This window comes from Microbacterium sp. NPDC055910 (assembly GCF_042271185.1).
Taxonomy (GTDB): domain Bacteria; phylum Actinomycetota; class Actinomycetes; order Actinomycetales; family Microbacteriaceae; genus Microbacterium.
Map to the genome: position 1 here is coordinate 80,789 of NZ_JBHJZS010000008.1, position 24,562 is coordinate 105,350.

Genomic DNA, 24,562 nt, shown 5'->3' on the forward strand with positions numbered 1-24,562 from the left:
GCATGCGAAGGGCCCGCATCGCCGAGGATGCGGGCCCTTGCGATGTCTTACGCGCCGACCTTGAAGCGGGCGAAGCCGGTCAGGGTGAGACCGGCCTCTTCGGCGACCTTCGCCACCGAGAGCTTGTTGTCCTTCGCGTAGTCCTGGTCGAGCAGCGACACCTGCTTGACGAAGGCGTTCACGCGACCGTCGACGATCTTCGGGAGCGCAGCCTCGGGCTTGCCCTCGTTGCGCGAGATCTCCGTGACGATCTCACGCTCGCGCTCGATGTCGGCGGCGGGCACCTCATCACGCGACAGGTACGAGGGGTTGGCGAACGAGATGTGCTGCGCGATGCTGCGCGCCGTCTCGGTGTCCGATCCCGTGTACGCGAGGACGACGCCGACCTGCGGGGGCAGGTCCTTGCTCGTCTTGTGCAGGTAGATCTCGAAGGCGTCACCGGTCAGCGTGCGAACGCGACGCAGCTCGACCTTCTCGCCGATGATGGCGGCCTCGTCCGAGATGAGCTCGGCGATCGTGCTGTCGCCGGCGGGCGCGGCGAGAGCGGCCTCGGCCGAGTCGGCGCCGGCGGCGATCGCGGCGTCGAGAACCTTGTCGGCGAGGGCGATGAAGCGCTCGTTCTTCGCGACGAAGTCGGTCTCGGTGTTCAGCTCGATGATCGTGACGGTGTCACCGGACTGCTTCGCGGCGACGAGGCCTTCGCTCGTGGAACGATCGGCACGCTTGGCGTTGCCCTTCGCCCCCTTGAGGCGCAGGATCTCGACGGCCTTCTCGAGGTCGCCGTCGGCCTCCTCGAGCGCCTTCTTGGTGTCGACCATGCCGGTGCCGAGCTGCTCACGCAGCGTCTTGATGTCGGCGATCGTGAAGTTTGCCATGTGGCGGCTCCTTGGTTGTGTGAGTTCTCGGGGATGTCCCGGGCCGGGTGGGGGCGGTGCACCGCACCCGGCCGGGACCTCGTCGTGTGGGGAGTCTTACTCCGCTGCTTCCTTGACGGCCTCTGCCTCGTCGGCGGCGACCTTCGCTGCGGCCTCGTCCTTGACGGGCGCCGCGGCGTCCTGGCTCGCCTCGTCGGCGGCTTCGGCAGCCTCCACGGCAGCCTCGGCCGGCGCGGCTCCGGCAGCGGCGTCGTGCGCGGCAGCACCGGCAGCGTCGGCGGCCGACTCGGTCGCGGCGATCTCGACGGCGGCGACGTCGGTCTCGACCGGCGCACCCTGCTCGAGCAGCTCGCGCTCCCACTCGGCCAGCGGCTCAGCGGCCTCTGCGGTCTCGCCCTGCGGCTGGTGACGCTGGATGAGGCCCTCGGCTGCGGCATCCGCGATGACACGCGTGAGCAGGCTCACCGAGCGGATCGCGTCGTCGTTGCCGGGGATCGGGTACTGGAACTCGTCGGGGTCGGCGTTGGTGTCGAGGATGCCGATGACGGGGATGCCGAGCTTCGTGGCCTCGTTGACCGCGAGGTGCTCGCGCTTCGCGTCGATGACCCAGATGGCCGACGGCGTCTTCTGCAGGTTGCGGATGCCGCCGAGCGACTTGTGCAGCTTGTCGAGCTCGCGCTTCTTGAGCAGCAGCTCCTTCTTGGTGAAGGGGCTCGAGGCCGGGTCGTCGAAGTCGAGCTCTTCGAGCTCCTTCATGCGGGCGAGGCGCTTGGACACCGTCTGGAAGTTGGTGAGCAGGCCACCGAGCCAGCGCTGGTTGACGTAGGGCTGGCCGACGCGGGTCGCCTGCTCGGCGATGATCTCCTGCGCCTGCTTCTTCGTGCCGACGAAGAGGACCGTGCCACCGCGGGCGACCGTCTCCTTGACGAACTCGTACGCCTTGTCGATGTACGACAGCGACTGCTGCAGGTCGATGATGTGGATGCCCGAGCGCTCGGTGAGGATGAAGCGCTTGACTTTCGGGTTCCAGCGGCGGGTCTGGTGTCCGAAGTGGACGCCGCTGTCGAGCAGCTGGCGGATCGTGACGACGGCCATGGCCGTTCTCCTGTTCTGGCGCTCGCGCGCCTCTTGCGGTTGTTTTCCGCCGACATAGGTCGGCGAGCCTGGTGCCCGGCGCACGCCCGCTCTTCATCGAAGAGACCGGTGGGAGTGGATGCCGCGCCGTCCGGTTCCGGGGAATCGTCGGCGCTCTGGGCACGCGTAGTCATCTCGATAGACGAGATGCGCCTCCAGTGTAACAGCCGGCGCTCCTCCCCAACGGGCCGTCGGACGCCGTTTCGCACGGGTTCCGGAGTGCTCGCATCTGCCGTTCGCGACGCCGCGAGAATCATCCGGGTGGAGACGAAGGCGGATGCCGCGCGCGCGAGGCGCGTCGTCGCGTTCGTGTTCGTCCTCGCGTGCTGTCTCGGCGGTGCGCAACCCGTCGGCGCATCCGGCCCTGCCGCGGACCCGTTCGATGGGTGGGACTGGCCGCTGGCCGCCTCGCGCATCGTGGCGCCGTACGCGGCTCCCGAGCACCGCTACGCCCCCGGTCATCGCGGCATCGACGTGCGGCCCGTCGGCGACGCGACCGTCGTCGCTCCCGAGGCGGGCGTCGTCGCGTTCGCGGGCGTCGTGGTCGACCGCAGCCTCATCACGATCGATCACGGTGGCGGGGTCGTGTCGACCCTCGAGCCGGTGGAGCCCGTGGTCGCGGTCGGCGCCGTCGTCGAGCGCGGCGCGATCATCGGTGCGGTGTCGGCGGGCGGACACGCGGCGACGGGAACGCTCCACCTCGGGGTCCGGGTGGACGGCGAGTACGTCAATCCTCTGCTGTTCCTCGGCGGCGTGCGTCGCGCCGTGCTCCTCCCCTGCTGCTGAGGGTGTCAGGCGCGGGGGTGGGCCTGACGGTAGCTCGCCGTGAGCCGCTCGCTCGACACGTGCGTGTAGATCTGGGTCGTACCGAGGCTCGCGTGACCGAGCAGCTCCTGCACGGCGCGCAGATCAGCCCCGCCATCGAGCAGGTGCGTGGCCGCCGAGTGCCGCAGCGCGTGAGGCCCGACCGTTCCGCCGGCGATCGGCGACACTGCTCGGGCGACGACATCGTAGACGGCGCGGGGTCCGACCCGTCCTCCGCGGGCACCGAGGAACACGGCGCGTGCGGGGCCGGTCTCGGCCCGCGCCGCCAGCACGGGGCGCGAGCGGACGAGGTAGGCGTCGAGGGCGTTCGCGGCGGGAACGCCGTACGGCACGACGCGTTCCCGGTCGCCCTTGCCCACGACGCGCGCCGTGCGTCGCTCGCGGTCGACGTCGTCGATGTCGAGCCCGCACAGCTCGGCGACGCGCATGCCCGAGCCGTAGAGCAGCTCGAGCACGGCGTGGTCGCGCAGGGCGAGCGGGTCGCCGTCGGCGGCGGCCGCGCGCGCGGCATCCAGCATCGACGCGAGGGCGTCCGCGGCGGCCACCCGGGGAAGCGTGCGGCCGCGCTTTGGTGCGACGAGTCGCACCGTCGGGTCGGCGGTGCACAGGCCGTTCTCGAGCGCCCACGCGAAGAACCCGCGGACGGACGCCGTGCGCCGTGCGATCGTCGACCGCGCGTCACCGCGCTTGGTCGCGTGCCAGAGCCATTCCCGCAGCTGCTCGAGGTCGATCCCGGCGACATCGACCTCGCCGACGACGCGCGCGAGGTCCGCGAGATCCGCGCGGTACCCGCGCACCGTCGCGGGAGACAGTCGGCGGACGTCGGCGAGATGCCGCGCCCACCGGTCGATCGCCTCGTGCACGTGCATGTCCCCAGCATGCGGGGCACGGACGGCGCGATCGCGGCGGCTCGCCGTCTCACCGCCGGCAGCCCGACACCATGCGCCAGCCGCGTGCGTCGCGCTCGACCTCTCCCGTCAGCTGAAGCAGGCCGAGGACGGACTCCACCTCGCCACCGCTCATGCCGGTGCGCCGGGCGACGTCGGCGGCGTCGCGCCACGAGCGCGTGCTCAGCGCGTCGCGGACGCGGCTCGTGTCGTCGGTCGGCGGGCGGTCGTCCGGCGGCACGTCCGGCAGCATCGCGCGGTAGCCGAGCATCTCGAGCACGTCGGCGCTGCTCGTGATGCACTCGGCATCGAATTCGCGCAGCAGTCGATGGCAGCCCACCGACGACGCGCTCGTGACCGCGCCCGGGACGGCACCGAGCGGCCGGCCCATCGCTGCGGCGTGCCCTGCCGTGTTGAGCGATCCGCTCCGCGCCCCCGCTTCGACGACGACCGTCGCGTCGGCCAACGCGGCGATGATCCTGTTGCGCTGCAGGAAGCGCCACTTGGTGGGTGCGGCGCCGCACGGCACTTCGCTCAGGAGCGCGCCGGATCCGGCGATCGCGTCGATGAGACCGCTGTGCCCGCGAGGATAGGCCTGATCGACACCGCCGGCGAGTGAGGCGATCGTCGTGCCGCCCGCGCGCAGGGCGGCACGGTGCGCGCTGCCGTCGATCCCGTAGGCGGCGCCCGAGACGATCGTGACGCCCTGACCGGCGAGCTCCGCCGCGAGCTCGGTCGCCACATGATCTCCGTACGAACTCGCCGCGCGTGCTCCCACGATGGCGACCGACGGCGCCCCGCTCGCGAGCAGGCGCGGATCGCCGCGCACCCACAGCGCGAGCGGCGCGTGCTCGCCGAGGTCAGCCAGCGCTGCCGGCCACTCCGCGTCGGAGGGCACGATCAGGCGTACGCCGGCGGCCGCGGCGTTGCGCAGCGCGTCGGTGATCGGCCGCTGAACCAGGCGCGGCACCCAGCGGCCGATGTCGGCATCGCTGCGCGCCGCGTCGGCCCGTGCGCACACGTGACGCAGAGCGCCCACGGCACCCTCGGCGGCGACGATGCGTCCGGCCGCACCGTCGCCGGGTTCGACCAGGCAGGACCACACGGCGCGGGCGTGGCGTTCCATGACGACCGCGTCATCGTCGCCGTCGCGAGCGAGCGAGGTGAGGGCGGCGCGGGCGGCATCGGGCGAGAGATCGATCCGGCTCACAGCATGAGACCTTTCTTCAGATAGAGGGCGCGTCCGACGTCGTCCAGCCCGAGCTGAGCGCGCCCGGCGAGGTCGGCGAGACTCCAGGCGACGCGCAGCACGCGGTCATAGCCGCGCAGAGTGATCCCGCCGCGGTGCAGCGCCGTATCGAGCGGTCGGCGCACCGTCGGCGACGGAGCGTGCGGGCCATCGCGCAGCCACGCGCCCGAGACGGCGACGTTCACGGTCCAGGGCGTGTCGCGCAGACGGTGCGCGGCCCGCGCCCTCGCGGCGATCACGCGCTCGCGCGCTTGCACCGTCGTCAGCCGAGGATGCCGCGAGTCCCGCGTCGCGACCGAGACGCGTTCGAGGTGCAGCTCGATGTCGATGCGATCGAGCAACGGCCCCGACAGGCGCCCGAGATACCGCCTGATCGCCATCGGCGTGCAGACGCACGATCCGCCGCGCACGCCGTACTGTCCGCACGGGCACGGATTGGTGGCGAGCACGAGCTGGAATCGCGCCGGGAACGCCGCCGTCACGCCGGCCCGATGGATCTCGATCGCTCCCTGTTCGATCGGTTGGCGCAGCGCATCGAGTGCGGAGCCGGCGAATTCGCCTGCTTCGTCGAGGAACAGGATTCCGCCGCTCGCACGAGCGATCGCGCCGGGCCGCACGACGCGCGACCCACCGCCGACGAGCGCGGCCATGCTGGCGCTGTGATGCGGTGCCTCGAAGGGCGGCGTGCGGGACAGCTCGGCGACGGGCCGCCCCGAGAGCGAGAGGATCGACGCGCATGCCAGCGCCGCACGATCGTCGAGGTCGGGCAGGATGCCGGGCATCCGACGCGCGAGCATCGTCTTGCCGGCACCGGGCGGTCCGGACATGAGCACGTGGTGCCCGCCGGCCGCCGCCACCACGATCGTCTCGACCGCGTCGGCCTGCCCCACGACATCGACGAGATCGAGGGGCGCTGACGGGGGCGTCACGCGCGCATCCAACGCGACGGGCGTCTCGTCATGCGCTTCGACGTCGGCGCCGTGTCGCGCGGCGACCGCGGCGAGGTTTACCGCGCCGTGCACGTCGATGCCGTTGACGAGCCGCGCCTCGGCGAGGTTCGCGTGGGGCACGACGACGCGCTGCATCCCCGCGCGTGCTGCGGCCACGACGGCCGGCAGCACACCCGGGACGGGGCGAAGACGCCCGTCGAGGCCGAGCTCGCCCACGTGCACGGTGGACGCCACCGATGCCGCGTCGAGACCGCCCTCGGTCGCGAGGGCGGCGACCGCGATCGCGACATCGAAGCCCGAGCCCTGCTTGGGCAGTGCCGCGGGCGAGAGATTCACCGTGAGACGGCGGCGGGGAAGATCGAGCCCGCTGTTCGCCGTCGCGTTGCGCACGCGCAGCACGGCTTCGCCGAGCGCCTTGTCGCCCAGGCCGATGATCCGGAAGTCGGGAGTCTGATTGGTCAGATCGGCCTCGACCTCGACGAGATGACCGTCGAGTCCCGTCAGCGCGACCGCCCACGTGCGCGCGACGGTCACGTCAGGTCCAGATCGTCGATGAGCTCGAGCCGACCGCGCGCGGGGTCGTCCCCCACGATGCCGACCGCGGCGAAACGCAATCGACGCCCTTGGACGAGCTCGCGATGCCCGGCGATCCACGCCATCGCGAGCCGCCAGAGGCGGGCGCGCTTGCGCGCGTCGATCGCTTCGAAAGGATGCCCGAATCCCTCGCCGCGTCGCGTCTTCACCTCGACGATGACGATGTCACGGGCCGTCAGCGCGACGAGATCGAGCTCACCCCCGCGGCACCGCCAGTTCCGGTCGACGATCGTGTACCCGAGGTGTTCGAGGTGCTGGGCCGCGCGTGCCTCTCCCGCGCGCCCGAGGTCGTCTTTGGCAGCCATCGACCCAGCATCGGCCGTGCGCCATCACCGCGAACGTCGTCGGCGAGATCGGTGGACCGATTCGCGAACCGGCCGCCTCGGGAGGAACCGTTGTGGTCAGCTGTCGAGCGAGAGCTCGTCGGGGAGCTGGAAGTCGCGGCGCGTGAGCTCTTCGACGTTGACGTCCTTGAACGTCAGCACCCGCACGCTCTTGACGAACCTGTCGGCGCGATAGATGTCCCACACCCACACATCGCTCATCGAGATCTCGAAATAGAAGTCGTGCTCGGTATCGCGGCGAACGACGTCGACGTCGTTGGCGAGGTAGAACCGACGCTCGGTCTCGATGACGTACTGGAACTGCGAAACGACGTCGCGGTACTCCTTGTAGAGCGCAAGCTCGAGCTCGCGATCGTAGTCCTCGAAAACGTCGTCATCCATGGTGGCTCCAGCTTAGACGCGCCGCGCCGAGGGGGCGGCATCCGTGGCTCAGAACAGCGCAGGCGCGTCGGCGATCGACCAGGATGCGCGATGGTGCGGGCTGATCCCGTGCGAGCGGATGGCCTCACGATGGCTCGGGCTCGCGTATCCCTTGTTGCGGGCCCAGTCGTACTGGGGCAGCTCATCGTGCAGCCGTGTCATGAGGGTGTCGCGGGCGACCTTCGCGATGACGGATGCCGCGGCGGCGCTGGCGCAGTCCCGGTCGGCCTTCACGACGGGTCGAACCTGCAGTCCGACGGCACCCGCCGGCGTGATGTAGTCGTGGTTGCCGTCGAGCAGCACGATCGCCTCTTCGGGGACGACCCCGTGCGCACGCAGGTCGGCGAGGGCGCGGATCGTCGCGAGGCCGAGTGCGCGCATGATCCCGATCTCGTCGATCTCGGCGGAGCTCGCCCATCCGACCGCGCTGGCGGAGACCCACTGCGCGGCACGCGCGGCGACGGCTGGGCGGCGAGGCTCGGAGACGAGCTTCGAGTCGCGCAGCCCCTCGGGCACCCGCTGACGCGAGCGCCGGGCGTCGATGACGGCGGCGCCGACGGCGACGGGACCGGCGAGTGCCCCCCGGCCGACCTCGTCGCAGGCGATCACGAGCGCGTGCTCTTTGAGCAGCCGCCGTTCCAGCGTGAGACGCGGTGCGATCACCGTCACGGCGCGTCGACCTCTTCGTCGTCGGGCACACCGGAGAAGACATCGTGGTGGAAATCCAGCAGCGAGAAGCGATCGAAGGGCCACGTGATGACGAACGCGCGGCCCACGACGTTGTCCAGCGGAACGAATCCCTTGCCCGGCTGGTTCGTGTTGTACCGCGAGTCCTTCGACCGGTTCCGGTTGTCGCCGAGCACCCACAGGCTGTCTTCGGGAACGACGACATCGAACGTGTCGGCCGAAGCGGGGCTCCCGCCGGGCAGCTTCGTGTACGACGTCTCGTCGATCGGAACGCCGTTGACGGTGAGCTGGCCGAGGGCATTGCAGCAGACGACGTGGTCCCCCGGCAGCCCGATGATGCGCTTGACGAGGTGGTCGTCGCTGTCGGGCGCGGTCAGTCCCACGAAGCCGAGGATCCCGTCGATCGCCTCGATGAACGGCGACCGTGCCGGCTGCGTCGTCAGGGGCAGCCAGCCCCCCGGATCGCGGAAGACGACGATGTCGCCGCGCTCGTAGCCGGTGAAGCGCGGCGTGAGCTCGTCGACGAAGATCCGATCGTTGACGACGAGCGTGTCTTCCATCGAGCCGGACGGAATGTAGAAGGACCGTACGACGAACGTCTTCACGAGGAAGGACACGAGCACCGCCACGAGCACGATCACGATCACGTCGCGCAGGAAGATGAGCCATCCGCGGCGACCGCCGCTCTCACTCGCCGCGTCCGCCGATGACCGAAGCGGTTCAGCCGGCGCCGTCTGCTCGGTCGTCATGGAGATCCTTCGCGGGGAGAACGCCGGGCGGCGGCGGAACCGTCCTCCAAGGTTCGCATACTCGGAGGCCGGGTGACGGCCAGGCGCGATGGATTCGGCCCGTTCCGGTCGCAGAGACGACGATGCCCCGGACACGCGGTCCGGGGCATCGTGACGGGAACGTCAGTTCTCGCGCTTCTCCTTGATCTTGGCCTTCTTGCCACGGAGGTTGCGCAGGTAGTAGAGCTTGGCGCGACGCACGTCACCGCGGCTCACGATCTCGATGTGGTCGATCACGGGGCTGTGCACCGGGAAGGTGCGCTCGACGCCCACCTGGAAGCTGATCTTGCGGACCGTGAAGGTCTCGCGCACGCCGTCGCCCTGACGGCCGATCACGATGCCCTGGAACACCTGGATGCGCGAGCGGCTGCCTTCCGTGATGTTGACGTGCACCTTGACGGTGTCGCCGGGGGCGAAGGCGGGAATGTCGGAGCGCAGCGATGCTGCGTCGACGGAATCGAGGATCTGCATGATCGTATCTCTCTGCGGCCGCCACAGGTCGACCGCGGGAAGGAATGGAAAGGATGTCGTGTGTCCGAAGCCATCGGCATGGATCCGAATGGCGGGCTCCCCTGAGGCAGAGCCGGATCAGGACACAAACAGCTATTCTGCCACGAATGACGGATGCCGCCAAAATGAGGCGGCCGCGAGGTCAGCCGCGTGTCGTGCCGGGCTTCTCGGTGATGATGATGACGTCCTCCGGCTCGGGGTCGGACCTGGTCGTCGTGGGCGGGATGTAGCCCACCCCGCTCGTGGTGCGCAGCAGGAAGCCCGAGGGCTTGGCCTGACTCCACAACTGGGACAGCTCGAACCAGAACAGACCAAGGCCCACGACGATCGCGGCGACGAGGGTGAGCGCCCACCAGTTCGGATCGAAAAAGCCCAGGGCGATGACGAGCAGGTGCCACACCGTCAGACCGGCGACGTCGGGCCAGGTCACGGCGCGATGCGCGCGGACGGTTCCGCGCGCACGGATGAGCAGGGTCAGCACGAGCTGCCAGACGAACACGCCGGGGATCGCGAGGAAGAGCACCCAGAGGAAAGCCCACGCGCCGGCATTGAAGACGCCCCACCCGATGAGCAGCCACAGGGGCAGCACGAATGCGGCCGGGATGAGCCAGCCGAAGAACGCGCGTCGCAACCACATGTCCTCGATGCTACGCCGCGCTCGAGGCGTGCGGCGCGGTGCGCCGGCAAGGACACAGCAGATTCCCCGCGATGCGTCCGACAGAATGGACGAAGTCGATGAGAGGACACCCATGATCGAACTGCGCACTCCCGCCGAGATCGAAGCGATGCGACCGGCAGGACGATTCGTCGCCGAGACCCTGGCGACGTTGCGTGACGAGACCAGGGTGGGCACGAACCTCCTCGCGATCGATCGCCGCGCGCATGAGCTCATCCGCCGCGCCGGAGCCACCTCGTGCTACATCGACTACCACCCCTCGTTCGGCGCCAGCCCGTTCGGCAAAGTGATCTGCACGTCGATCAACGATGCCGTGCTGCACGGTCTCCCCCACGACTACGCGCTGCGCGACGGTGACCTCGTGTCGCTCGACTTCGCGGTCTCGGTCGACGGCTGGGTCGCCGACAGCGCCATCTCGTTCGTCGTCGGCACGCCCCGCGACGAAGACCTCGCCCTCATCGACACGACCGAACGCGCCCTGAGCGCAGCGATCGCCGCGGCGGGCGTCGGGCACCGTGTCGGGGACATCTCCCACGCGATCGCCGAGGTCGCTCGCGCGGACGGCTATTCGATCAACACGGATTTCGGCGGCCACGGAGTCGGCCGCATCATGCACGGCGACCCGCACATCCCCAACGACGGCAAGCCCGGTCGTGGATACCCGCTGCGCGCGGGCCTCGTGGTCGCGCTCGAGCCGTGGTTCCTGCAGACGACCGACAAGCTCGTGACCGATCCGGACGGATGGACCCTGCGCTCGATCGACGGATCGCGCGGTGCGCACTGCGAACACACGATCGCCGTCACGGAGGACGGACCGGTCGTGCTCACCGACCGCTCGTTCCTCGGCGTCTCCTAGTCGGCCAGCAGGTCGGGCCGACGTTCGCGGGTGCGTTCGAGCTGCTGATCGCGGCGCCACTGCGCCACTTTGCCGTGGTGGCCGCTCAGCAGGACGTCCGGGACGTCGTGCCCCCGCCACGATGCCGGCTTGGTGTAGGACGGGTACTCGAGCAGCCCGTCTTCGTGCGACTCCTCGACGAGACTCTCGGGGTTCCCGACGACGCCGGGGATGAGCCGGCCGGCGGCCTCGATCATCGCCATCGCGGCGACCTCTCCCCCGTTCAGGACATAGTCGCCGAGGCTCACCAGCCGCACCTCGCCGAGGGTCGCGGCATACGCGAAGACACGCTCGTCGATGCCCTCGTAGCGACCGCAGCCGAAGACCAGGTGCGGCGCGGCGGCGAACTCCCGTGCGGTCGCCTGACTGAATCGCTCGCCGGCGGGCGACGGGAACACGAACAGGGGTGCGGATGCGGCATCCGCGACGATCGCATCGAGGGCGTCGCCCCACGGCTCGGGCTTCATCACCATGCCCGCACCACCGCCGTACGGTGTGTCGTCGACCGTGCGATGACGATCGTGCGTGTGCTCGCGCAGGTCGTGCACGCGGATATCGAGCAGGCCCGCGCCTCGGGCCTTGCCCAGCAGCGAGACCTCGAGCACGTCGAAGAACGACGGGAAGATCGAGACGACGTCGATGCGATGTGCTGAGCTCGCCGAAGTGCGATGTGCTGAGCTCGCCGAAGTGCTCACGTCAGTCCTCCGCGGACTCGTCCTCGGCGGCGGGCTGAGCGGCCGCGTCGTCGACCGTGAGGTCTTCGAAGAGCCCGGCGGGCGGTGTCACGACGACCCGCCCGGCGGCGATGTCCACATCCGGCACGATCGCCGACACGAAGGGCACGAGCACCTCGCGGCCGTCGACGAGGCCGACGACCAGCAGATCCTGCCCCGGCAGATGATCGACGCGCACCACGCGACCGACGACGGTCGCATCGCGCACGACGTCGAGGCCGACCAGCTGGTGGTCGTACCAGGCATCGTCTTCGGCCGAGACCGCCGCGGCATCCTGATCCACCCAGAGGATCGCGCGGATGAGCTCTTCGGCGGCGGAACGGTCATCGACGCCCTCGAAGAAGGCGACGGGGTGCGAGTTCATCCACCGGAACTCGCGGACGGTGAGCTGCTTGCCGTGCCACGGGGAGGAATCGGGCACCTGCAGCGTGAAGGCCGCTCCTGGAACGAACCGCCCGTCGGGGTCGTCGGTGTAGAGCTCCAGCTTGAGAGCACCCTTGAGGCCGTGCGCCTTGACGAGGCGGCCCACACGGAGCTGGGTGCGGCCAGCGGGTGCCGCGGGCTTGGGCGAGCGGTCGTCGTGCGCCGGGGTCGCCGTGGGTTCCTCGGTCATCAGTCGTCCGCGACGTCGACGCGCACGCGGCGTCCGTCCGCGAGCGACGAGATGAGCGTGCGCAGCGCCTTGGCCGTTCGGCCGCCGCGCCCGATCACACGCCCCCGGTCGTCCGGGTGCACGCGCACCTCCAGGACGTCGCCTCGGGGCGACGTGGACGACTGGATGCGGACATCGTCGGGATGATCGACGATGCCCTTGACGACGTGTTCGAGCGCGGCGGCGAGCAACGTCTTACTCTGCGTCGGTCGCGTCGGCGGCGGGCGCTGCGGCCTCGGCCTCGGCCGCGGGCTCTTCGGCCTTCTTCTCGGCCTTGGGCTTGACGACGGACTTCTTGGAGGCGTCGATCTCGAACGGCACCTTCTCGGCAGCCGTGCGCACGGTCGACACGGCGTTCGCGTCGCCCTTGAACTTGCCCCAGTCGCCCGTCAGCTTGAGCAGCGCGAGGACCTGCTCGGTCGGCTGCGCGCCGACGCTCAGCCAGTGCTGGGCACGGTCGGAGTCGACCTCGATGATCGAGGGCTCCTCGGTCGGGTGGTACTTGCCGATCTCTTCGATGACACGGCCATCGCGCTTGGTGCGCGAGTCTGCGACGACGATGCGGTAGTAGGGCGCACGGATCTTGCCGAAACGCTTGAGACGGATCTTGACAGCCACGATTCTCCTGAAGTGTGGAAGCGGATGAACGTCGCCTGGAGCGTGGGGTGCACACCCGGCGGGAGCTCGGAGGTGGATCGCCGCATCGGATAGAGGGTCGAATGAGGCGTCCAGCCCTCTATTCTGCCAGATGACACGGGATGCCGCGAAACCACGGAGACGCGTGTCGACGCGTGCGAGACTGAGCGGATGACGGTGGCCTTCGCGACATCTGCCCGTTCTACTGTCGGGCTCGAATGGGAGCTCATGCTCGCCGACCGGGAATCGGGTGATCTCGTTCCCCGGGCGCCCGCGGTTCTCGACGCGCTCGGCGACTCCACGGCGCTCGAGCGGCACACCGTCACGGGAGAACTGCTCACGAACACCGTCGAGATCACCAGCGGCATCGGGAGCACGGTCGCCGCCGCGGTCGACGACATCGCCGATGCGATCGCCGCGATCCGCACGGTCACCGATCCGCTCGACATCGAGTTGCTGTGCGCGGGCAGCCATCCGTTCGCGCAGTGGTACGACCAGCAGGTCACCGAGAAGACCCGCTACCAGACGCTCATCGAGCGCACCCAGTGGTGGGGCCGCAACATGATGATCTGGGGCATCCACATCCACGTCGGCGTCGACGACGTCACGAAGGTGTTCCCCATCATCAACGCCCTCTCGGTCTACCTTCCGCACCTGCAGGCGCTGTCGGCCTCGAGCCCCTTCTGGGCGGGTGAGCGCACCGGCTACGCATCGAACCGCAGCCTGGTCTTCCAGCAGCTTCCGACGGCCGGACTGCCCTGGCCGCTGCGCGACTGGGCCGAATACGAGGAGTACCTGCGCGGGATGATCGCGACCGGCGTCATCGCCGACCCGACCGAAGTGCGCTGGGACATCCGGCCCGCACCACGCTGGGGAACCATCGAGGTCCGCGCGTGCGACGGCATGTCGACGCTTCCCGAGCTGGCCGCTCTCGCGGCCCTCGTGCAGACCCTCGTCGAGCACTTCTCGCGCGAGCTCGACGCCGGTCGGGAGCTCACGACCCTCCCGCCCTGGTTCACGCGCGAGAACAAGTGGCGCGCGGCCCGCTACGGCCTCGAGGCCGATGTCATCATCGACCGCGAGGGCACGCAGCGTCCCGTCACGGAGCATCTGCGCGAGACGATCGAACGCCTCGACGACGTCGCCGTCGAGCTCAAGTGCGCGCGCGAGTTCGGCGGTCTCGAGTCGATCCTCAGCGAGGGTTCGAGCGCAACGCGCCAGACGCTCGTCGCGGATGCCTCCGACGGCGACCTGCGCGCCGTCGTGCAGCACCTCATCCACGAGTTCCGCACCGGCCCGACGCTGCGCGAGCACCTGGCCCAGCACTGAGGATGCGCTGAGCGCGCAGCATCCGGAATGCGAGGTCAGCCGCGGCCGAGCATCTTCTGCAGTTCGGCGAGATCCTCTTCGCTCGGCGCGCCCTTCGCGCCGCCGAGCCCGAACCCCGAGCCCGTCGGAGCGGACGGCTCGGCCGCGATCCCGGCATTCTCGGCGGCGCGCTTGGCGGGGTTGCCCGAACGCGAGCCCTTGGCCTTCTGCTTCTTGCCGCGCTTGGACGTCGCGCCGGGACGACCGCCGCCGGGGACGGGACCCATGCCCGGAATGCTCGGCACTCCCCCGCGCGCGACGGTCTTCATCATCTTCGCGGCCTGGTCGAAGCGCTGCACGAGCTGGTTGACGTCGGTCACCGTCATGCCGGAGCCGCGCGCGATGCGCAGCCGCCGCGATCCGTTGAGCACCTTCGGGTTGCGGCGCTCGACCGGCGTCATCGAGCGGATGATGGCCTCGGTGCGATCGATCTCGCGCTCGTCGAAGTCGTCGATCTGCTGCTTCATCTGGCCCATACCCGGGAGCATCCCGAGCATCTTCTTCATCGAGCCCATCTTCTTGATCTGCTGCATCTGCTCGAGGAAGTCCTCGAGCGTGAAGCTCTCGGTCGCGAGCTTCTCGGCCATCTTCATGGCCTCGTCCTCGTCGAAGGCCTGCTGCGCCTGCTCGATGAGGGTCAGGATGTCGCCGAGGTCGAGGATGCGCGACGCCATGCGGTCGGGGTGGAACGCCTCGAGGTCGTCGAGCCCTTCACCGGTGGAGGCGTAGATGATGGGGCGGCCCGTGATCGATGCGACCGACAGCGCGGCGCCACCGCGGGCATCGCCGTCGAGCTTGGACAGCACGACGCCGGTGAAGTCGACGCCGTCCTGGAAGGCCTTGGCCGTGTTGACGGCGTCCTGGCCGATCATGGCGTCGATGACGAACAGGACTTCGTCGGGATCGGTCGCCTTGCGGATGTTCGCGGCCTGCTTCATGAGCTCGGCATCGACGCCGAGGCGACCGGCCGTGTCGATGATGACGATGTCGTGCTGCTGGCGCCGCGCGACCTCGACGCCGTCCTTCGCGACCTTGACGGGGTCGCCCACGCCGTTGCCCGGCTCGGGCGCGTAGATGGCGGCGCCCGCGCGCTCGGCGACGACCTGCAGCTGATTGACGGCGTTCGGGCGCTGCAGGTCGGCGGCGATCAGCAGCGGCGTGTGGCCGTCCTTCTCGAGCTGGTGGGCGAGCTTGCCGGCGAACGTCGTCTTGCCCGAGCCCTGCAGGCCCGCGAGCATGATGACGGTCGGCGGGTTCTTCGCGAACTGCAGGCGGCGCTGCTGACCGCCGAGGATGGCCACGAGCTCCTCGTTGACGATCTGCACGACCTGCTGCGCGGGGTTGAGCGCGCGGTTGACCTCGTCGCCGAGTGCGCGCTCGCGCACCTTGGCGGTGAAGTCCTTGACGACGGGCAGCGCCACGTCGGCGTCGAGGAGCGCCCTGCGGATCTCGCGGACGGTGCCGTCGACGTCGGCCGGAGTGAGCTGTCCCTTCTTCCGGAGATTCCGGAAGGTCTCGGTCAGCCGGTCGGAGAGTGTGCCGAAAGTCGCCATGATGCCCCAAGTTTACGCGTCCCCGCACCCGACCGCCGAGCCACCCTCCGTTCGCTCACGTGCCACCGGTCGCTGAGCCTGCAGAAGCGTCGTCGGCGAGCAGCTCGGGGGTCATGCCGCCGTCATCGTCGGGGTGATGCCACCCTGTCGGTGTCCGGCATCCCGGGTTCGTCCGGTTACGCGGGTCCGAGCTCCTGGAAGAGGGTGAGCTGCAGATCGGCCGGGCCCCGCAGACGGGCGTTGAGCGAGCGCCACGGTGTCTCGCGAGCGGATGCCTCGACCTCGGCGCCCGCGGCGGCCAGTCGTTCCACGGCACCGGCCGCGTCGTCGACCTCGAGCGCGACGCGCAGTCGATCGCTCGTGCCGTCGTCGGTCTCGACCCCGTCGATGAACGAGACCTGAGCGGAGTTCGCGAGCTCGAGCGTGGCCCTTCCCGCGTCGAGGATCACGACCCGGGCGCCGCCGTCGGCTTCGTAGGCCTCGGCCTGCGGCATCCCCACCTCATCCCGATAGAACGCGAGCGCCTCGTCGAAATCGGCCGCGTGCACGACGAGCCGGAGCTGCCGGACAGCACCCTCCGATGCGGGTGGGAGGGTGCGCGCCGCCACATCGCACGCGAGCACGAGGAATCGCGCGAGCGACGTGCGCCCCGCGCCATCGAGCGCCCAGGTCTCGAGGGCTGCGAGCACGGCGCCTCCCCACGCGGCCCCGGCGACCTCCGCGGTGACCCGGTCCGCGCCGTGCGCGTGCAGGTGCGTCGCGACGGCGCGCGCGATGCGTGCCCGGCGGAGGGCCGCTTCGCGCGGCAGTTCGTCCTCGAGCCCCATCGCGGACGTGTTGATGACGGCCAGCGCGAGCGAGTCCGGCACGAAGCCGTCTGCGAGCGAGAGGACGGATGCCGCGAGTCCCGCGGGCCCGCACGTCTCCAGCAGCGACTCCAGCCGGCCGATCCTCTCGTCGAGCCCGGCCCACAGCACGTCGGACTTGGAGGAGAAGTAGTTGAAGAAGCTCGACCTGCTGACGCCCGCACGTGTCGCGATGTCGACGATCGAGGTCGCCTCGAATCCCCGCTCGAGGAACAGTTCGCACGCCGCCTCGGCGAGGGTCTCCCGCGACGAGGCCTTCGGTCTGCCGGAACCCGCTGCCATGCGTTCAGGGTACGACCCTTCCTGCGGGAGTATTGTTGGACGCAATCCATCAATGCGCCAGAGGAGTACCGTGCTCGACATCGACGTCGTGGGAATCGCCCCCGTCTACATCCCGTATCTCGACGGCTGGGAGCTGCAGCGCCGGGTTCACGCCGACGTCGTCGCGCGGCGCCGGCCCGACACGATCCTGCTTCTCGAACATGAGGCCGTGTACACGGCGGGCACGCGCACGGAGGACCATGAGCGTCCGCTCGACGGAACACCCGTCATCGACGTCGACCGCGGCGGCAAGATCACGTGGCACGGCCCCGGTCAGCTCGTCGGGTATCCGATCGTGCGCCTCTTCGAGCCCGTCGACGTCGTGGGGCACGTGCGCCGGCTCGAGCACCTGCTGATCGACGCGCTGCGCGTGCACGGCGTCGACGGCTACCAGGTCGCGGGGCGCAGCGGCGTGTGGGTTCGTCGCCCCCTGTCCGAGGACAAGGTCGCGGCGATCGGCGTGCGCGTCGAGAAGGGGGTCACGATGCACGGCTTCGCCGTCAACTGCGACAACACGCTCGCGGGGTTCCGCGGCATCGTGCCGTGCGGGATCGCGGATGCCGGGGTCACGACCATCAGCGAGGTGGTGGGCGCCGACGTCGCTCCTCGCGACATCCTCGACACGATCACGGGCGCCTTCGAAGCCGAGTACGCGGGGGTGCTCGCGTGAGCGGGTGCGGCGCGCCGGCACCGGCGAACACGGCGCCCGACGGCCGCAAGCTCCTTCGACTGGAGATCCGCAACGCGCAGACGCCGATCGAGCGCAAGCCGGAGTGGATCAAGACGCGCGCGAAGATGGGGCCCGAGTACTCGGCGCTGCAGTCGCTCGTGAAGGACGAGGGCCTGCACACCGTGTGCCAGGAGGCCGGCTGCCCCAACATCTACGAGTGCTGGGAGGACCGCGAGGCGACGTTCCTGATCGGCGGCTCGCAGTGCACGCGCCGCTGCGACTTCTGCCAGATCGACACCGGCAAGCCGGCTGACTACGACACCGACGAACCCCGGCGCGTCGCCGAGAGCGTGACGCGCATGGGCCTGCGCTACGCGACCGTCACGAGCGTCGCCCGTGACGACCTGCCCGACACGGGCGCCTGGCTCAACGCCGAGACGGTGCGGCAGATCCACGCCCGCAATCCGAACACGGGCGTGGAGCTGCTCGCGAACGAGCACAACGGCGACCCCGCGCTGCTCGGGGAGATCTTCGGCGCACGCCCGGAGGTCTTCGCGCACAACGTCGAGACGGTGCCGCGCATCTTCAAGCGCATCCGCCCCGCGTTCCGCTACGAACGTTCGCTCGACGTGCTGACCCAGGCGCGAGCGGCGGGCCTCATCACGAAGTCGAACCTCATCCTCGGCATGGGCGAGGAACCGCACGAAGTCGTCGAAGCGCTGCACGACCTCCACGAGGCGGGCACCGACATCATCACGATCACGCAGTACCTGCGTCCCACGCCCCGGCACCTGCCGGTCGCGCGCTGGGTGAAGCCGGCGGAGTTCGTCGAGTTCAAGCTCGAGGCCGAGCGCATCGGATTCCTCGGCGTGCTGGCCGGTCCGCTCGTGCGCTCGTCGTACCGCGCGGGGCGCCTGTGGGCGCAGTCGATGCTCGCGAAGGGTCGCGAGATCCCGCCGCACCTCTCGCAGTTCGCCGAGACCGCCGAGACCGACTTCGCACAAGCCGTCTGACCCCACCCCGCCGCGCACAGCCGGTGAAGCGCGATCCCGCGAGCGCTGACCCCGCGAGCGGGACCCGGCGAGCACGATCCCGCGAGCACGATCCCGCGAGACTGCAACCGACCGCCGAGACTGCGGGTGGAGCCCGCTCTCTCGGCGCCCCGTTGCAGTCTCGCGGTAAAAGGGTGCTGTCAGTCGGCGCTCGTGACCGAGAGCACATCGCCGTCGGTGCCCAGGTTGACCAGCAGAACGTCGTCGGTGGAGTCGGGATCGAGCGCGTACTCGAGCACGGCGAACGGGTCGGATCCCCCGTGCTCGTCGGCGAGGATCGTCATGCTCATGAGCTGCAGCGAGCGGATCACATCGATGTGCACATCGCCCGAGATGTCCACGAGCAGGTCTTCGAGTTCGTCGCCGAGCTCCTCCTGCTGCTGCAGGATGTACTCGATCACTTCGCTCGTGCGGTCATCGAGTTCGGCCACCATCGCGTTGCGGGCGCTGCGGTCGATCGTCTCGAGTCCCGAGATGAGCCCTGCCGCGACGTCGAGCGCCGCCGGTGACACGTCGGACTGATCGGGAGCGGTCAGATCGACCGTCACCGTCTGATCGCCGAGGTCGACCGTCTCGGACCAGAAGATCGAGCCATCGGGTCCTGATTCGAGGAGCCCGAAGTAGTCGTGTTCGATCGCCATGTCCCCATGAAACCAGCACGGCGCGCGGTGCGATAGTCCCGCACGGCGAGTCGAGGATGTCGGATGCCGCGCTCAGTCGACCAGCGACGCGGCGAAGACGTGCGGGGTGAAGCCCGTGAGGTCGCCGATGCTCTCGCCCTGCCCGAGGAGCTTGACGGGGATCCCCGTCTTCTCCTGCACGGCGAGCACGAACCCGCCCTTGGCGGACCCGTCGAGCTTCGTCAGAACGAGGCCCGTGACGCCGGCATGTTCGAGGAACGACTGGGCCTGCATCACGCCGTTCTGGCCGGTCGTGGCATCCAGCACGAGGAGCACCTCGCTGATCGGCGCCTGCTTCTCGATGACCCGTCGGATCTTCGAGAGCTCGTCCATGAGGCCGCCCTTCGTGTGCAGGCGGCCGGCCGTGTCGACGAGCACGATCTCGGTGCCGGTGCGCTTGGCGTACTCGATGGTCTGGAAGGCGACGGATGCCGGATCCTGACCCTCGTGCTCGGGTCGCACGATCGCGGCTCCCCCGCGCTCGGCCCAGGTCGCGAGCTGGTCGACAGCGGCTGCGCGGAACGTGTCGGCGGCGCCGACGACGACCGACCGCCCATAGCGCTGCAGGAACTTCGCGAACTTGCCGATCGTCGTCGTCTTCCCGACGCCGTTGACGCCGACGACGAGCACGACGGCCGGGCGCTCGGTGAGTCGCAGCGTCGTGTCGAACTTGGCGAAGTGCTCCTCGAGGGTCTCGCGGAGCATCCGCTGCAGATCGGCCGGATCGGTCGTGCGGAACTTCTCGACCTTGTCGCGCAGTTCGTCGACGATGTTCTCGGTGATGTCGGGCCCGAAGTCGGCCGTCAGCAGCGCCGTCTCGAGGTCTTCCCACGTGTTCTCGTCGATCGTGGGCTTGACGAACATGCCGCGCAGCGCGCGACCCAGCGACCAGGAGCTCTGTGCCATGCCACCAACTCTACGAGGCCGCGACCGCCGCCCCGCGCGCGCCGGCCCGGTGTCAGGACGCCGTGCGCTCCTGGATGCGCTGGCCCACGACGGCCGAGACGCCGTCCTGGCGCATCGAGACGCCGTAGAGGGCGTCGGCGATCTCCATCGTGCGCTTCTGATGCGTGATCACGATGAGCTGACTCGAAGCCCTCAGCTGCTCGAACACGCCCAGCAGCCGGCCGAGGTTCGCGTCGTCGAGAGCGGCTTCGACCTCGTCGAGGATGTAGAACGGACTCGGCCGCGCCTTGAAGATCGCCGTCAGCAGAGCGACGGCGGCCAGTGAGCGCTCTCCGCCCGACAGCAGCGACAGCCGCTCGATCTTCTTGCCGACCGGCCGCACCGACACCTCGATGCCGGTCGTGAGCGGTTCGTCGGGGTTCGTGAGCGAGATGCTGCCGGTTCCTCCGGGGAACAGGATCGGGAACACTTCGCCGAACGCGACCCTGGTGTCCTCGAACGCGGCGAGGAAGATCGTCTGCATCCGCTCGTCGAGCTCTTCGATGATGGTGAGCAGGTCCTTGCGCGTCTGCGACAGGTCGGCGAGCTGCTCCGTGAGGAACAGGTGTCGCTGCTCGAGCGCCGCGAACTCCTCGAGGGCGAGCGGGTTGACGCGTCCGAGCTGGGTGAGCTTGCGCTCCGCCTCCTGCAACCGGCGTCGCTGCTGCGCGCGGTCGTACGGCACCGTCTCGACCTCGGCGGGTTCGTCCGACGACATGCCCGTATCAACGGGCACGGGCTGATCCGGACCATATTCCGAAAGCAGAATATCCTCGTCGAGCCCGAGTTCGGATGCCACGCGCTCGACGACGCCCGTCACGTGCAAGCGCTTCTCGTGGATCTGCAGCTCCAGGCTGTGCACGCTCTCGGTGAGGCCCGCGAGCCGTTCCCGCAGACCCGCCTCTCGCTCGCGCAACTGCACCAGCTCGGCCGTGAGCGCCGTGCGGGCCGCTTCTGCCGCAGCGAGTTCGACGCGCGCCTGCGCCATCGAGCGATCGACCGAATCCAGGACCGCGGGAAGCTGCGCGGCCACGCCCTCGGCGACGTCGCGCTGAGCGCGGCGGATGACGGCGCGCCGCGCGGCCTCGGCCGCAGCCTCGCGCTCGCGCTCTCGTTGCCGCACGAGCTGCGTGACGCGGGCTTCGCCGGCGCGGATGCGCTCGCGGAGGGTCTCGACGTCGAGGCGGGCACGCATCTCGCCGTCGCGTGCGGCCTCGAGCGCCGCGAGCATGCCGTCGCGGGCGGAGGCGTCGAGCATGGGCCGGGGCGCTTCGAGCGCTGTCGTGAGGCGCTCGTCGGCGACGCGGGCGGAATCCTCCGCCTCGGCGACCGCGGCTTCGGCCTGCGCGAGTCCCGCCGCGAGTCGATCGCACTCGGCGACAGCCGACTCGTGCCGCACCGTCGCTCGGTTGACCTGCTCGGCGTGGGCCGCGAGCGCCGCGTCGTGCTCCCGGAGCGTGGTGAGGGCGGCCTTGGTGTGCTGACGCGCGGCGTCCAGCCCGCGGTTCGCGTCGCCGAGGGCCTCGCGCAGCGAGTCGGCGACGACGGTCAGCTCGTCGCGCCGCTCGGCGGCGGCATCCCGCTCGGCGGCGAGCTCGATGCGGGACCTCGATGCCCCTGCGCCGGCGCGCAGCGAGTGCGGCGTACAGACTTCGCCCGCGCGCGTCACGATCGTCACGGGACGCGCGGACTCCAATGCCGGCGCCGCCGCGCGGGCGGCCGCGAGGTCGTCGGCGACCAGCACGAACGACAGGATGCCGCGCAGGCCGTCGGGTCCGCTCACGACATCGCGTGCGGGCGTGAGGCCCGCCACCGGCGACGCGCCGACATCGGGCGCGGCGGTGTCGGCGATGACGATGTCGACGACGCCCAGATCGGCGTCGCGCAGTTCGTCGGCGAGCTGGAAGGCGGTGTCGGAATCATCGACCAGGATGCCCTCGGCAACGGGCCCCAGCACGGCGGCGATCGCGGCCTCGAAGCCCGATCGCACCTGGATCGCGTCGCCGACGAGCCCCCGGAGACCGTCGCGCGCTTCGGCGAGCACCGAGGCCGACGCGCTCTTGATCTCGAGAGCGCGTCCGAGCGCCGTCGTCTGCGCCGTGAGGGCTTCGACTTCGCGCTCGGTCGCGTGCAGGCGGTCGCGCAGTGCCGCGACCTCGGTCTCGGCGTCGGTCGCCTCGCGCTGCGCCCGCTCGTACGCCGCGGCGTGTTCGGCGGCCGACCCCTCGGGCGCGAGGTCGGGCCGTACGCCGGCGAGCTCCTGCTCGGCTTCGGCTCGCCGGACGAGCGCGGCATCGAGTGCCTTCTGCTGACGTTCGACCGCCGAGCGGACGGCCGTCAGCGCCGACGCCGCGGCCTCGGCAGTGCCGCGAAGCGCCGTCAGACGCATGTCGTGCTCGGAGACGAGCGCACTCTGCGCAGCGATGTCGACGTCGAGGGCGTCGAGTTCGGCCCGTGCCCGCTTCACGTCGCGCGAGGCATCGGCTGCGGCATCCTGCGCTTCACCGAGACCGGCGCCGACGTCGTCGATCTCGGTGCGCGCGTCGTCGATCATCTCCTGCGACACCGTCGTGAGCTCGATGCGCTCGTCGTCGGCGTCGCCGAGCAGCGCGAGACGCTGCCCCGCGAGGGTGTACAGCCCGCGGACACGCTCCTGCACCCGCTCGAGGTCGAACGCGACCCGTCGGGCCGCGTCGACGGCCTCGGAGCGCTGGTCGGACTCGAGTTCGCGGATCCGGGCCCGCACGTGGTCGACCTGGTCCTGCAGCACGAGCCGCTCGGCATGACGCTCCTGCTCGTTGCGGGTGTGATCGGCCAGCTGCGTGCGCAGCGACGCGAGGTCGTCGGCGAAGAGACGCGCCTTCGCGTCGCGCACGACGGCGGCGATAGTCGCCGCCTCACGCGCGATCTCCGCTTGTCGCCCGAGCGGTTTCAACTGGCGGCGCAGCTCGCCGGCGAGGTCGCTGAGGCGCGTCAGGTTGCCTTCCATCGCCGACAGCTTGCGCAGCGTCTTCTCTTTGCGACGGCGGTGTTTGAGGATGCCGGCTGCTTCTTCGATGAAGCCGCGTCGATCTTCGGGAGTCGCCTGCAGGACGTTGTCGAGCCGGCCCTGCCCGACGATGACGTGCATCTCGCGGCCCAGACCCGAGTCGCTCAGCAGCTCCTGCACGTCGAGGAGCCGGCACGCGTCGCCGTTGATCGCGTACTCGCTGGCACCGTTGCGGAACAGCGTCCGGCTGATGCTCACTTCCGCGTACTCGATCGGCAGCGCCCCATCGCTGTTGTCGATCGTCAGCTGCACTTCGGCTCGTCCGAGGGGTCCGCGCGTTGCGGTGCCCGCGAAGATGACGTCCTCCATCTTGCCGCCGCGCAGCGTCTTGGCCCCCTGCTCGCCCATGACCCACGCGAGCGCATCGACGACGTTGGACTTGCCGCTGCCGTTCGGACCGACGATGCACGTCACGCCCGGTTCGAAGGCGAACGTCGTGGGCTGTGCGAACGACTTGAAGCCCTTGATGGTGACGCTCTTCAGATGCATGCGCGCGGCTCCGGGATGGACATTCCGTCAAAAGTAGCCGAACAGGCCCGGGATGCTGCGGCGGCGAGCCGCGACCAAGAGAGATCTCATCGCGACACGCCGAAAGTGCTTGACGCGCGTTTTCCGCGTGCGCTAGCGTGATCGACCGCGTGAGAAGTCGAAAGGAGGTCGCCATGATGATTCGCATGATCGCAGCCGGCAAGGTTCCCGCTGCCCGCCGTGCTCTCGCAGGAGCAGTCGCCTCTGCACCGGCGACCGCCTCCTTCTGCGTGTTCCTCCCCACCTTCGGCTGAGCCGACCAGGGGATGACTCTGCCTTCGGGCAGACCGGCAGCAGCTCTTCGAGCTCCCCTCGTGGCGGCCTCTGCGCCGCACCGCGCCGTCCGCGCACCACGGATCTTTCGATCCTCCGCATCCTTCCGATTCGAAAGACGACCATGTCCAAGCATCTCGTCGACGTCCGCACCCTCGATGTGCACACGTCACCCGTCCATGCCGCGTCCGTCAGCGCGTCGACGCGACCGGTTCGCCTCGCCGATCGGCTCGCACTGCGCGTCGGCCTCTGGCTGCTGCTGCACAGCACCCGCCGTGAACGCCGCGACGGCGACCGCGAGCTGCACACCCGCAGTCTCGCCAACGAGCGCAGCCGCTCCGAGCGGGAAGCCGCTCACCTGCGACAGCATCTGCTGTCACCGCGTCCGTGAGGTGGTGCGA

The 24,562-nt window shown here is 69.9% G+C and carries 26 protein-coding genes; 6 read left to right on the plus strand and 20 right to left on the minus strand.

Annotated features, from left to right (window positions below; translation table 11 throughout):
* Window positions 1–47: 47 nt before the first annotated feature.
* On the minus strand, window positions 48–875 hold the full coding sequence (tsf, locus tag ACFC3F_RS05975; RefSeq protein WP_376127595.1) for a translation elongation factor Ts: 828 nt from the start codon (window positions 873–875) through the stop codon (window positions 48–50).
* A gap of 96 nt (window positions 876–971) precedes the next feature.
* Window positions 972–1,970: a 30S ribosomal protein S2 gene (rpsB, locus tag ACFC3F_RS05980; RefSeq protein WP_376127597.1), complete on the minus strand. Its 999-nt coding sequence runs from the start codon at window positions 1,968–1,970 to the stop codon at window positions 972–974.
* Window positions 1,971–2,270: 300 nt separating this feature from the next.
* Between rpsB and ACFC3F_RS05985 the strand changes: the two genes are divergently transcribed.
* Window positions 2,271–2,795: a peptidoglycan DD-metalloendopeptidase family protein gene (locus ACFC3F_RS05985; RefSeq protein ID WP_376127599.1), complete on the plus strand. Its 525-nt coding sequence runs from the start codon at window positions 2,271–2,273 to the stop codon at window positions 2,793–2,795.
* Between the two features lie 5 nt (window positions 2,796–2,800).
* On the opposite strand, the gene ACFC3F_RS05990 is transcribed toward ACFC3F_RS05985, so the two are convergent.
* The 9 genes from ACFC3F_RS05990 to ACFC3F_RS06030 all read right to left on the minus strand — a co-directional run bounded on the left by ACFC3F_RS05990 (window position 2,801) and on the right by ACFC3F_RS06030 (window position 9,900).
* Window positions 2,801–3,703 (minus strand): tyrosine recombinase XerC, encoded by a 903-nt coding sequence (locus ACFC3F_RS05990; RefSeq protein WP_376127601.1) that lies wholly within the window; start codon window positions 3,701–3,703, stop codon window positions 2,801–2,803.
* 49 nt (window positions 3,704–3,752) lie between these two features.
* Entirely contained in the window at window positions 3,753–4,931 is a 1,179-nt protein-coding gene (dprA, locus tag ACFC3F_RS05995; protein WP_376127602.1) for a DNA-processing protein DprA, read from the minus strand.
* Window positions 4,928–6,454, minus strand: coding sequence for a YifB family Mg chelatase-like AAA ATPase (locus ACFC3F_RS06000; protein ID WP_376127604.1), 1,527 nt, complete (start codon window positions 6,452–6,454; stop codon window positions 4,928–4,930). The genes dprA and ACFC3F_RS06000 overlap by 4 nt, the downstream gene beginning before the upstream one ends.
* Entirely contained in the window at window positions 6,451–6,819 is a 369-nt protein-coding gene (locus ACFC3F_RS06005; RefSeq protein WP_376127606.1) for a YraN family protein, read from the minus strand. The genes ACFC3F_RS06000 and ACFC3F_RS06005 overlap by 4 nt, the downstream gene beginning before the upstream one ends.
* A gap of 96 nt (window positions 6,820–6,915) precedes the next feature.
* Window positions 6,916–7,239, minus strand: a complete 324-nt coding sequence (locus ACFC3F_RS06010; protein ID WP_376127607.1) for a DUF2469 domain-containing protein — start codon at window positions 7,237–7,239, stop codon at window positions 6,916–6,918.
* A gap of 48 nt (window positions 7,240–7,287) precedes the next feature.
* Entirely contained in the window at window positions 7,288–7,947 is a 660-nt protein-coding gene (locus ACFC3F_RS06015) for a ribonuclease HII (RefSeq protein ID WP_376127609.1), read from the minus strand.
* Window positions 7,944–8,714: a signal peptidase I gene (gene lepB, locus ACFC3F_RS06020; RefSeq protein WP_376127611.1), complete on the minus strand. Its 771-nt coding sequence runs from the start codon at window positions 8,712–8,714 to the stop codon at window positions 7,944–7,946. The genes ACFC3F_RS06015 and lepB overlap by 4 nt, the downstream gene beginning before the upstream one ends.
* A gap of 162 nt (window positions 8,715–8,876) precedes the next feature.
* Window positions 8,877–9,224, minus strand: coding sequence for a 50S ribosomal protein L19 (gene rplS / locus ACFC3F_RS06025; protein ID WP_376127612.1), 348 nt, complete (start codon window positions 9,222–9,224; stop codon window positions 8,877–8,879).
* Between the two features lie 181 nt (window positions 9,225–9,405).
* Window positions 9,406–9,900 (minus strand): MFS transporter permease, encoded by a 495-nt coding sequence (locus tag ACFC3F_RS06030; protein WP_376127613.1) that lies wholly within the window; start codon window positions 9,898–9,900, stop codon window positions 9,406–9,408.
* A gap of 112 nt (window positions 9,901–10,012) precedes the next feature.
* Between ACFC3F_RS06030 and map the strand changes: the two genes are divergently transcribed.
* Window positions 10,013–10,795 carry a type I methionyl aminopeptidase gene (gene map, locus ACFC3F_RS06035; protein WP_376127615.1) on the plus strand — a complete coding sequence of 261 codons (783 nt, stop codon included), beginning with the start codon at window positions 10,013–10,015 and terminating at the stop codon, window positions 10,793–10,795.
* Here map and trmD read toward each other — a convergent pair.
* From trmD to rpsP, 4 genes are read right to left on the minus strand one after another with little or no spacing between them, the layout of a single operon-like run.
* Entirely contained in the window at window positions 10,792–11,529 is a 738-nt protein-coding gene (gene trmD / locus ACFC3F_RS06040) for a tRNA (guanosine(37)-N1)-methyltransferase TrmD (protein WP_376127617.1), read from the minus strand. The genes map and trmD overlap by 4 nt on opposite strands.
* Window position 11,530: 1 nt before the next feature.
* Window positions 11,531–12,181: a ribosome maturation factor RimM gene (rimM, locus tag ACFC3F_RS06045; protein ID WP_376127618.1), complete on the minus strand. Its 651-nt coding sequence runs from the start codon at window positions 12,179–12,181 to the stop codon at window positions 11,531–11,533.
* On the minus strand, window positions 12,181–12,411 hold the full coding sequence (locus ACFC3F_RS06050; protein ID WP_376127620.1) for an RNA-binding protein: 231 nt from the start codon (window positions 12,409–12,411) through the stop codon (window positions 12,181–12,183). The genes rimM and ACFC3F_RS06050 overlap by 1 nt, the downstream gene beginning before the upstream one ends.
* 4 nt (window positions 12,412–12,415) lie before the next feature.
* Window positions 12,416–12,838, minus strand: a complete 423-nt coding sequence (gene rpsP / locus ACFC3F_RS06055) for a 30S ribosomal protein S16 (protein ID WP_376127622.1) — start codon at window positions 12,836–12,838, stop codon at window positions 12,416–12,418.
* Between the two features lie 189 nt (window positions 12,839–13,027).
* On the opposite strand from rpsP, the gene ACFC3F_RS06060 reads away from it, so the two are divergent.
* Window positions 13,028–14,185, plus strand: coding sequence for a glutamate--cysteine ligase (locus ACFC3F_RS06060; RefSeq protein ID WP_376127624.1), 1,158 nt, complete (start codon window positions 13,028–13,030; stop codon window positions 14,183–14,185).
* A 35-nt stretch (window positions 14,186–14,220) separates the two neighbouring features.
* On the opposite strand, the gene ffh is transcribed toward ACFC3F_RS06060, so the two are convergent.
* Complete coding sequence (ffh, locus tag ACFC3F_RS06065; protein ID WP_376127626.1) at window positions 14,221–15,777, minus strand: signal recognition particle protein; 1,557 nt, start codon at window positions 15,775–15,777, stop codon at window positions 14,221–14,223.
* A gap of 176 nt (window positions 15,778–15,953) precedes the next feature.
* Window positions 15,954–16,925: a TetR family transcriptional regulator gene (locus tag ACFC3F_RS06070; protein WP_376127628.1), complete on the minus strand. Its 972-nt coding sequence runs from the start codon at window positions 16,923–16,925 to the stop codon at window positions 15,954–15,956.
* A 52-nt stretch (window positions 16,926–16,977) separates the two neighbouring features.
* On the opposite strand from ACFC3F_RS06070, the gene lipB reads away from it, so the two are divergent.
* On the plus strand, window positions 16,978–17,634 hold the full coding sequence (gene lipB, locus ACFC3F_RS06075; protein WP_376127630.1) for a lipoyl(octanoyl) transferase LipB: 657 nt from the start codon (window positions 16,978–16,980) through the stop codon (window positions 17,632–17,634).
* The gene (gene lipA, locus ACFC3F_RS06080) at window positions 17,631–18,647 is read left to right on the plus strand and encodes a lipoyl synthase (protein ID WP_376127632.1); all 1,017 of its coding nucleotides are present in this window, start codon (window positions 17,631–17,633) and stop codon (window positions 18,645–18,647) included. The genes lipB and lipA overlap by 4 nt, the downstream gene beginning before the upstream one ends.
* A 179-nt stretch (window positions 18,648–18,826) precedes the next feature.
* Here the strand turns inward: lipA and ACFC3F_RS06085 are convergent, their stop codons facing one another.
* The 3 genes from ACFC3F_RS06085 to smc all read right to left on the minus strand — a co-directional run bounded on the left by ACFC3F_RS06085 (window position 18,827) and on the right by smc (window position 23,849).
* Window positions 18,827–19,327, minus strand: coding sequence for a DUF2004 domain-containing protein (locus ACFC3F_RS06085; protein ID WP_376127634.1), 501 nt, complete (start codon window positions 19,325–19,327; stop codon window positions 18,827–18,829).
* A 72-nt stretch (window positions 19,328–19,399) separates the two neighbouring features.
* Window positions 19,400–20,272, minus strand: a complete 873-nt coding sequence (ftsY, locus tag ACFC3F_RS06090; RefSeq protein WP_376127636.1) for a signal recognition particle-docking protein FtsY — start codon at window positions 20,270–20,272, stop codon at window positions 19,400–19,402.
* A gap of 52 nt (window positions 20,273–20,324) precedes the next feature.
* Window positions 20,325–23,849, minus strand: a complete 3,525-nt coding sequence (smc, locus tag ACFC3F_RS06095; protein ID WP_376127638.1) for a chromosome segregation protein SMC — start codon at window positions 23,847–23,849, stop codon at window positions 20,325–20,327.
* A gap of 436 nt (window positions 23,850–24,285) precedes the next feature.
* Here smc and ACFC3F_RS06100 point away from each other — a divergent pair, with 436 nt between their 5' ends.
* Window positions 24,286–24,552: a hypothetical protein gene (locus tag ACFC3F_RS06100; RefSeq protein WP_376127640.1), complete on the plus strand. Its 267-nt coding sequence runs from the start codon at window positions 24,286–24,288 to the stop codon at window positions 24,550–24,552.
* The last annotated feature ends 10 nt before the right edge of the window (window positions 24,553–24,562 follow it).